This window comes from Hymenobacter coalescens, assembly GCF_054783195.1.
The window spans coordinates 1-573 of sequence record NZ_BAAGRA010000032.1 but is presented as its reverse complement, the minus strand read 5'-3'; the positions used below and the strand labels follow the sequence as shown (position 1 = coordinate 573).

Annotated in this window: 1 protein-coding gene; it reads left to right on the top strand. The window is 72.4% G+C overall.

Annotation, left to right across the window (positions count from 1 at the left end; genetic code table 11):
* A partial coding sequence (locus tag ACYVKQ_RS23115; RefSeq protein ID WP_460677748.1) for an IS4 family transposase occupies window positions 1–573 on the top strand: 573 nt, incomplete at both ends.

Genomic DNA, 573 nt, shown 5'->3' with positions numbered 1-573 from the left:
TGCGGGCTCCGCAGCGGCCGGGCGGGGCGACGGGCAAAGGCGCTCCGGTCCCCTGCTCGGTGGTGCGGGTCTGGGAACAGGGACCTACCGGCCCCGGCCTGGAGTGGCTCTTGCTCCACGACGCGCCGCTCACCAGCCTGGCCCAGGCGCTGACGTGCGTGCGCCAGGACACCAGCCGCTGGCTGATCGAGGACTTTCACAAGGCCCTGAAGACCGGGCTGGGCGCCGAAAAGCTGCAGCTGCACACGGCCGAGCGGCTCTTCGCGGCCGTGGCCCTGCTGAGCGTGGTAGCGTTGGCCCTGGTGGATCTGCGGGAGAAAAGTCGGCTCGAACCAGACCGCCCCGCCGAGGCGTCCGGGCTCACGGCCACTGAGTTGCGCGTGTTGCGTCACCACAGCCCGCGCCCGCTCGCCACCGTCCACGACGTATACCGCGCCCTGGCCGCGCTCGGCGGACATCTGGGCCGCAAGGGCGACGGCCCGCCGGGCTGGCAAGTCCTCTGGCACGGCCGCACGGCCCTACGCCTGCTCGTCGACGGCGTGCACCTCGCCACCCAGTGGCGCGACCAAAATG